The 7,495-nt window shown below is 72.4% G+C and carries 7 protein-coding genes; 6 read left to right on the forward strand and 1 reads right to left on the reverse strand.

The genetic code is table 11. The features are described 5' to 3' along the window. Window positions 1-107 precede the first annotated feature (107 nt). The 4 genes from ACH34R_RS30030 (at window position 108) to ACH34R_RS30045 (ending at window position 4,610) form a co-directional block, all read left to right on the forward strand. Window positions 108-1,106 (forward strand): alpha/beta fold hydrolase, encoded by a 999-nt coding sequence (locus tag ACH34R_RS30030; protein WP_397564888.1) that lies wholly within the window; start codon window positions 108-110, stop codon window positions 1,104-1,106. 117 nt (window positions 1,107-1,223) lie between these two features. Beyond that, complete coding sequence (gene moeZ, locus ACH34R_RS30035; protein WP_111171799.1) at window positions 1,224-2,405, forward strand: adenylyltransferase/sulfurtransferase MoeZ; 1,182 nt, start codon at window positions 1,224-1,226, stop codon at window positions 2,403-2,405. A 232-nt stretch (window positions 2,406-2,637) separates the two neighbouring features. After that, window positions 2,638-3,369, forward strand: coding sequence for a hypothetical protein (locus ACH34R_RS30040; RefSeq protein ID WP_397564889.1), 732 nt, complete (start codon window positions 2,638-2,640; stop codon window positions 3,367-3,369). Beyond that, entirely contained in the window at window positions 3,363-4,610 is a 1,248-nt protein-coding gene (locus ACH34R_RS30045) for a S8 family peptidase (protein ID WP_397564890.1), read from the forward strand. The genes ACH34R_RS30040 and ACH34R_RS30045 overlap by 7 nt, the downstream gene beginning before the upstream one ends. A gap of 21 nt (window positions 4,611-4,631) precedes the next feature. Here the strand turns inward: ACH34R_RS30045 and ACH34R_RS30050 are convergent, their stop codons facing one another. Next, window positions 4,632-5,243, reverse strand: coding sequence for a dihydrofolate reductase family protein (locus ACH34R_RS30050; protein ID WP_397564891.1), 612 nt, complete (start codon window positions 5,241-5,243; stop codon window positions 4,632-4,634). 106 nt (window positions 5,244-5,349) lie between these two features. Between ACH34R_RS30050 and ACH34R_RS30055 the strand changes: the two genes are divergently transcribed. Further along, window positions 5,350-6,051 (forward strand): TetR/AcrR family transcriptional regulator, encoded by a 702-nt coding sequence (locus ACH34R_RS30055; RefSeq protein WP_397564892.1) that lies wholly within the window; start codon window positions 5,350-5,352, stop codon window positions 6,049-6,051. A 66-nt stretch (window positions 6,052-6,117) separates the two neighbouring features. Continuing rightward, window positions 6,118-7,134 (forward strand): hypothetical protein, encoded by a 1,017-nt coding sequence (locus ACH34R_RS30060; RefSeq protein ID WP_397564893.1) that lies wholly within the window; start codon window positions 6,118-6,120, stop codon window positions 7,132-7,134. Window positions 7,135-7,495: the final 361 nt, after the last annotated feature.

Genomic DNA, 7,495 nt, shown 5'->3' on the forward strand with positions numbered 1-7,495 from the left:
GATGGCCGGGGGCGGCCGGGAGCGGGGGATTGCGCGAGCCGGTGCCGTGGTTATGGTCGAGAGACAGGCAGAAGCGCAGGACACGCACAGGGAGGAAGGGGCGCGTGGTGTCCGAGCCGACCTCACAGGCGACCGGGGGCGCGGAGTACGCGCGGCGAGACCCGGACGGCGAAGCCACCCAACGCCCGGCTGCCACGAACGGCGAGGTGCCGATCGCGCGCTGGCCGGGGGAGTTGCTGGACCTCGGCGGACGCGAGGTGTACGTCAGGGCGACACCGCGCGGCGGCGACCAGACCGCCGTATACGTACACGGTCTCGGCGGTTCCGCCACCAACTGGACGGACCTGATGCACCGCCTCCAGGACGTGGCCGGGGGCTACGCCATCGACCTGCCCGGCAACGGGTTCTCCCCGGCCCCCGAGGACACCGACTACTCGATCGCCGCCCACGCCAACGCCGTGATCGGCCTCATCGAGCGGGTCGCCGACCGCCCGGTACACCTGTTCGGCAACTCCCTCGGCGGCGCGGTCTCGGTCCGGGTGGCCGCGACGCGGCCCGATCTGATCCGGTCGCTCGTGCTGGTCTCGCCCGCGATGCCCGACCTGCTGCCCAGGTACGGCCCGGCCCGGGTGGCGCTCTCCACCCTGCCCGGCATCGGCCTGTGGGCGGTCGACCGGATGCGGATGATCCCCGCCGAACGCCGGCTGAGCGCCACCTTCGAGATGTGCTACGCCGACGCGACCCGGATTCACCCCGAGCGGTTCCGCGAGGCGGTGGAGGAACTGCGCCGCAGGGACGGCCTGCCGTACGCGGGCGCGGCCCTCGTCGGTTGCGCGCGGGCGATCGTGGCCGAGTACTTCCGCCGGGGCGAGGAGAACCTCTGGCGGCTGGCGGCCAAGGTGTCCGCGCCGACGCTGGTGATCCATGGCCGGCACGACCGGATCGTGCGCCCGCGCATGGCGGCGCGGGCCGGCCGTACGTTCCAGCAGGTCAGGCTGGTGCTGCTGCCCCGGGCCGGGCATGTGGCGCAGATGGAGTATCCCGATGCCGTCGCCCGCGAGGCGCGCCGCCTGATCGCCGAGTCGGTGGCGCTGTCGCGGGGCTGAAAGCCGCGCGGGACCATTGTGGACGGGATGACCGACGAACGGCGGTCTTTGGGGAATGCCCGGCAACCGGGTTAGGTTGACACCCACAGAGACCCCCTGAAACGGGAGCGTAGAACTGTGTCCTTGCCACCGCTGGTAGAGCCGGCCGCCGAACTCACCGTCGATGAGGTTCGGCGGTATTCGCGTCACCTGATCATTCCCGATGTTGGAATGGCCGGGCAGAAGCGCCTGAAGAACGCAAAGGTGCTGTGTGTGGGCGCGGGCGGACTGGGGTCGCCGGCCCTGCTGTACCTCGCCGCCGCGGGCGTGGGCACCCTCGGCATCATCGACTTCGACGTCGTGGACGAGTCCAACCTCCAGCGCCAGGTGATCCACGGCCAGTCGGACGTGGGCAGGCTGAAGGCCGAGAGCGCCGCCGCCTCGGTCAAGGAGATCAACCCGCTGATCGACGTGGTGGTGCACAACGTGGCGTTGAGCACCGACAACGTCATGGAGATCTTCTCCGGCTACGACCTGATCGTGGACGGCACCGACAACTTCGCGACCCGCTACATGGTCAACGACGCGGCGGTGCTGCTCGGTAAGCCGTACGTCTGGGGGTCGATCTACCGCTTCGACGGCCAGGCCAGCGTCTTCTGGGCCGAGCACGGCCCGTGCTACCGCTGCCTCTACCCCGAGCCGCCGCCGCCCGGGATGGTGCCGTCCTGCGCCGAGGGCGGCGTGCTCGGCGTGCTGTGCGCGTCGATCGGCTCGATCCAGGTCAACGAGGCGATCAAGCTGCTGACCGGGATCGGCGAGCCGCTGGTCGGGCGACTGATGATCTACGACGCCCTGGAGATGCAGTACCGCACGGTCAAGGTCCGCAAGGACCCCGAGTGCGTGCTGTGCGGCAAGAACCCGAGCGTCACCCAGCTCCTCGACGACTACGAGGCGTTCTGCGGGGCGCTTTCGGAAGACGCGCAGCAGGCGGTGACCGACTCCACGATCACCGCGCGTGAGCTGAAGGACATGCAGGACCGCGGCGATGACATCTTCCTGGTCGACGTCCGCGAGCAGAACGAGTACGAGATCGTCTCCATCCCGGGCGCGACGCTGATCCCCAAGGGCGAGTTCCTGAACGGGGCCGCGCTGGAGAAGCTGCCGCAGGACAAGAAGATCGTGCTGCACTGCAAGTCCGGAGGGCGTAGCGCCGAGGCGCTGGCGATCGTCAAGAACGCCGGGTTCTCCGACGCGGTACACGTCGGTGGCGGGGTGCTGAGCTGGGTCAAGACCATCGACCCCAGCCTGCCCAGCTACTGACGCGCATTTCGGCGAGCGGCACATCCGCCGTTCCGCGCCGGGCCGGGCTGTCGATCGGAACGATCCAGCCCGGGGCCCGGCCCTGCGGGACATTCTCCGCGAAGCGGAACGGCGGATGTCACGGGGCGACTTGACCGCATCCTCGCCTACTCCGCGTTAAAGTCGAGCAAGTGAGCGACAGCGGTCTTCGAGCGTGGCCTTTCGGACACGTGCTCCTGGGGGCGGGGGCCGGATGAACGAACACACCAGGACACGCGGCCTGCCCACCATGATCGCCGCCGCGGTGCTCGCGCTGGTCTGCGCGGGCGTGGCCGGGGTCGCCGCGAGCGCGGCGGGCGGCGAGCTGACCAGGCAGCCCAGCGCGGGCGAGCTGGAGCGCGCGGCGGGGGCCGAGGTCGCGCGGCGCTGGCAGTCCTGGCCGGTGGGCAAGGTGTTCCCCGAGACGATCGGCTACGCCGCCGAGCAGGGCGGGCAGGAGAGCGCCCGCCGGGTCGGAATCGCCGCCGACCACCGCTGCCAGACCGCGGTCGATGCCAAGCTGGCCTCCGCGCTGCGTACGGCGGGCTGCCGCGCCGTGCTCCGGGCGACCTACATCGACGCGTTGCAGGGCATGGTGGTGACCATCGGGGTGGCCGCCTTCCCCGACGAGGCGAGGGCGCGGCGCGCCGAGGCCGCCTTCCCCTCGGGTGAGCGGCCCAGTCCGGGCCTGCGCGCGCTGGCCTTCCCCGGCACGGTCACCGACCGCTTCACCGCCGCGGGCCGCCAGTCCGGCACGGTACGGCAGGGCGGCCCCTACGTCGTGCTCACCACCGCCGGGCAGGTGGACGGGCGCCCGGCGAAGGCGGTGGGCGACCAGCGGCCGGCGATGTTCGCGTTCGCGGGCCACATGGGCGAGCGGGTCCTGCGCGACCTGACCCGCCCGGCCACGCCGGACTGCGCGGCCTCCGCGGAGTGGTCGTGCTGAGGCGGCGGGCGGCGGTCGTGCTGCTGGCGGCGCTGGTCGCGCCGGTGGTCACGGTGCCGGTGGTCACGGTACCGGCCCCGGCGTTGGCCGATGACGTACGCGACAGCCAGCGGCCGGTGCTGCGCACCCTTCAGGTGTCGAGGGCCTGGGCCGTGAGCAAGGGCAAGGGCGTCACGGTGGCGGTGCTCGACTCCGGCGTCGATCCGCGGCACCGCGACCTGGCCGGTTCGGTGATCGTGGGGCGTGACTTCACGGCGGGGGCCAACCCGCCGGGCGTACGGCCGCGCAAGCTGCACGGCACCTACATGGCCTCGCTGATCGCCGGGCACGGGCACGGCCCGGGGGGCGGCGACGGGATCATCGGCATCGCGCCCCGGGCGAAGATCCTCTCGGTGCGGATCATCCTGGAGGACGAGGAGCCGGGGTTTCGCGAGTTCAACTCGGCCGAGCGCTATGAGGACGTGGTGGCCAAGGGCATCCGGTACGCGGTGGACCGGGGGGCCGACGTGATCAACATGTCGATCACCAAGGAACTGGCGACCAAGGAGGAGCGGGCGGCGATCCGGTACGCGATCTCCAAGGGGGTCGTGCTGGTGGCCGCGGCGGGCAACGACGGCGCGGCCAAGCCGGGGGCCGACGGGTTCGCGCCCTACTCCTATCCGGCGGCGTTCCCGGGCGTGGTGTCGGTGGGGGCGGCCGACCGGGGGCTGCGGCGGGCCTCGTTCTCCAACTTCAACCCTTCGGTGCTGGTGGCGGCTCCGGGGGTGGACATCTTGGGGGCCGGGCCGGGGGATGAGTACTGGGTGGGGCGGGGGACGTCGCAGGCCAGTGCGATGGTGTCGGGGGTGGCGGCGCTCATCAAGGCCAAATATCCGAAAATGTCGCCCGCGCTGGTGGTACAGGCCCTGACCTCCGGCACCAACAAACGGCCATCCGACGGCTATGACACGGGCATGGGCTTCGGCGTGGTGAGCGCGGCGGGCGCGCTCGCCGAGGCGGGCCGCATCTCCCGGCACACCCTGCGGGCCGCCGGCGACGACACCAAGGACCCGGCCGAGCCCGTCGCGGGCCGCCCCCTCCCCCCGGTACCGGTCGTCCGCCGCGACCACCACGCGATCACCGTCTACGGCGGCATCGCAGGCATCGCCGCTCTGGCCGCCCTCGCCTGCGTCGCCACCATCGCTCTCACCATCACCCGCATCCGCCGCCCCCCGGCCCCCTCAGAGCCCCCCGCCCCGTAGCCGAATTCGCCGCCCCCGGGCTCAGGGACGGCGGTAGCACAGGGCGACGGCGCCTGTCGCGGGGATGGTGGTGGCGTGGGAGAGCCGCCACTTCGACGAGAGGCCGTCGGGCAGCAGGCGCACTCCCGCGCCGAGGGTCGCCGGGAGGACGGTCAGGTACAGCTCGTCGACCAGGTCGGCCTTGAGCAGCGCCTGGATGATGCTGGCGCTGTTCAGGACGAGGATGTCGCGGCCCGGCGCGGCCTTGAGCGCGCGTACTTCGGCTTCGAGGTCGCGAGAGACTCGGGCGTTGCTCCATTCCGTCTTGTCCAGGTCGGATTGCTGGAGGGTGGTGGAGATGACCACCTTCTCGACGGTGGCGAGCCAGTTGCCCAGGTCACGGGTCCGGGCCGAACTGTTCGGGTCGCTGGTCAGGCCGGGCCATACGGAGGTGAAGCCCTCCCAGTTGACGCGGCCGACGACCGCCGTGCTCACCCCGCGCCAGATCCCCTCGTACATGATCTCGCTCTGCTCGCTGCTGATGTGCTCCATGGCCCAGCTCATGTCGTCCTCGGGGCCGGTGCTGGTGTACCCGTCCATCGAGACGACGGCGTCGGCAATGACCTTGCGCTGCTGTTCGGTGTTCTCAGACATGGCGTGATCCCCTCATCACAGGTGGTTCGTAAACAGTGTCCGATGGACGCTGTGTATGCTAGACACAAATTTAGGCCGGGAGCAAGGGCAATACTGGAGGGCCGAATTGGACCGCACCGTTGCGCTGCTTTGGGGGGTGCGACAACCACCGAACCGGGGGCCCAAGCCCGCGTTCACCATCGAGGACATCGCGAGGGCCGCCATGGACATCGCCGACGCCGAAGGGTTCGCGGCGCTGTCCATGCAGCGGGTCGCCGGCGAACTCGGCTTCACCAAGATGGCGCTGTACCGCTACGTCAGCGGAAAGGCCGAGCTGATCGCCGTCATGATCGAGGAAGCCGTGGGCGACCCGCCCGATCTGGGCACGGTCCCCGGCGGCTGGCGCGGCAAGCTCGAACACTGGGCCCATCGACTGTGGGCGACCTGGGACCACCACCCGTGGCTGCCCGGCGCCACCGTCGGCGAGCGGATCATGGGTCCGAGAGAGATCGGCTGGACGGAGAGCGCGGTCGCGGCCCTTGCCGGGACCGGGCTGAGCGGCGGCGAGCAGATGGACGCGGTCCTCCTGCTCAGCGGCCACGTTCGCAACACCCGATCCGCCACCTTGGCCGGCACTCAGCCATGGACCACACAGCAGCGGCTCAAGCCCGACCTCAGCGCCCTGCCCGGCCACACCGCCGACCGCTTCCCCGCACTGAGCGCCGCCATAGCGTCCGCCGACGACCCGGCCCCGGGCAGAAGCCGTCAGTTCGGCCTCCAACGCCTCCTCGACGGTCTGGAGGTCCTCATCACCCAACGCACCCGCTGACCGTGGTGGGGTGCCTGGTCGGGTCGGGGGGTGGTGGGTGGATCGGGGCGACGTAGCATTGAAGACGTGTCGAAGCCCCGGCGGTCCGAGGAGCCTGACGGGCGCCCGGAGGCCGCGGGGTCCGGGGCGCGGGAGGCGCGTGCGGGCCCGGCGCGGCGGCGGGTCACCGAGGGCGGGCTGCCGCGGGCGGGGCGGGCCGCGGGGCTCGGCTCACTGCCGCGTCCGCCACGTACGTCCCGGCCGGACGCCGCCGAGGCCGGCGGTGTGCGGGGGCCGAGGGTGCGGGCGTGGTCCGCGGCCGGACGGCGGGCCGAGCTGGCCGCGGCCGAAGCCGCCGCCGAGCGGGCCGCGCTGGACCGCGGGGTCCGGTACCGCTCGGTGTTCCTCGTCCTGGTGGGCACCATCTTGACGGTCGCGGCGGTCACCGTGCTGCTCGGTACGATCGGGCTGCTCCGCGAGACCCGCTCCCGCCCGCTCACCGTGGCCGAGCGGGCCGACTACGTACGCGCCGACATCGCCCGGCGCTGGCACGCCTGGCCCGCCGACGTCGTCTTCCCCGACGAACTCGAATACCTGGGCCTGGAGCGCACCCAGCAATACGCCAGACGGGTCGGCATCGCGCCGGAGTCGCCGTGCACGGCGGGCCTGGACGCCTCGGTCGGCCAGGTCGTCGGTGAACACGATTGCCGCACCCTGCTGCGGGCAACATACGTGGACCAGACGTCCACGTTCGCCATCACCGTGGGGGTGGCCGTGTTCGCCAGCGAGGAGGACCGCGTGCGGGCCGCCGCCGAGCTGCCCGCCGACGACCGGGTGGGGGTGCGGCCGGTGGCCTTCCCGCGTACCGCGACCGAGCTGTTCGGGGCGGCGCAGCGGCAGCGCAACGGATGGGTCGGCGCGGGTCCCTACCTGGTGTTCTCCACGGCGGGCTACTCCGACGGACGCAGCCGCGACGCGGTACCGCCCGAGGAGATCCTGCACAGCGAACTGTGGCCCGCCGCCCAGTCCGTCGCCGGCCGCATCGCCCGCTCCCTCGGCGAACCCCCCACCGTCCCCCGCTGCACCCAGGGGAACGTGTGCTGACCCCACCCCCTCCCGACCACCCGCCACCCGCGCCCGCCCCGCAGGCAGGAGGCCACGGCTCACCTGCGTCCGCTTCCACCCGGCCGCGCCCGAGCCCGCCGCCGAACGGGCGGCGGGCGGCCCGGCAGGCAGGGGGCCACGGGTCACTTGCGCCGGCTTCGCAGGCAGGGGGCCGCGTGGTATCTGCTCCCGCCCCGCAGGCCGGGCATCGCGGGTCACCCGCGTCGGCTCCGCGCGCAGGGGGCCTCGCCCGTGTGGCATCCGCTTTCGCTCCGCCCGCGGGCCGACGTACGCCGCGGCGGCTCCGCCGCGCGGCGCAGGCGCTCGCCCTGACCCTGACCACGATGCTCGCCTTGGCCCC

The organism is Spongiactinospora sp. 9N601 (assembly GCF_044326295.1).
GTDB lineage: Bacteria > Actinomycetota > Actinomycetes > Streptosporangiales > Streptosporangiaceae > Spongiactinospora > Spongiactinospora gelatinilytica.

Bases quoted from the DNA above. Each gene is read 5' to 3' on its own strand.
- ACH34R_RS30050 (WP_397564891.1), bottom strand. From the start codon at position 5,243: ATGTCTGAGAACACCGAACAGCAGCGCAAGGTCATTGCCGACGCCGTC.
- ACH34R_RS30040 (WP_397564889.1), top strand. From the start codon at position 2,638: ATGAACGAACACACCAGGACACGCGGCCTGCCCACCATGATCGCCGCC.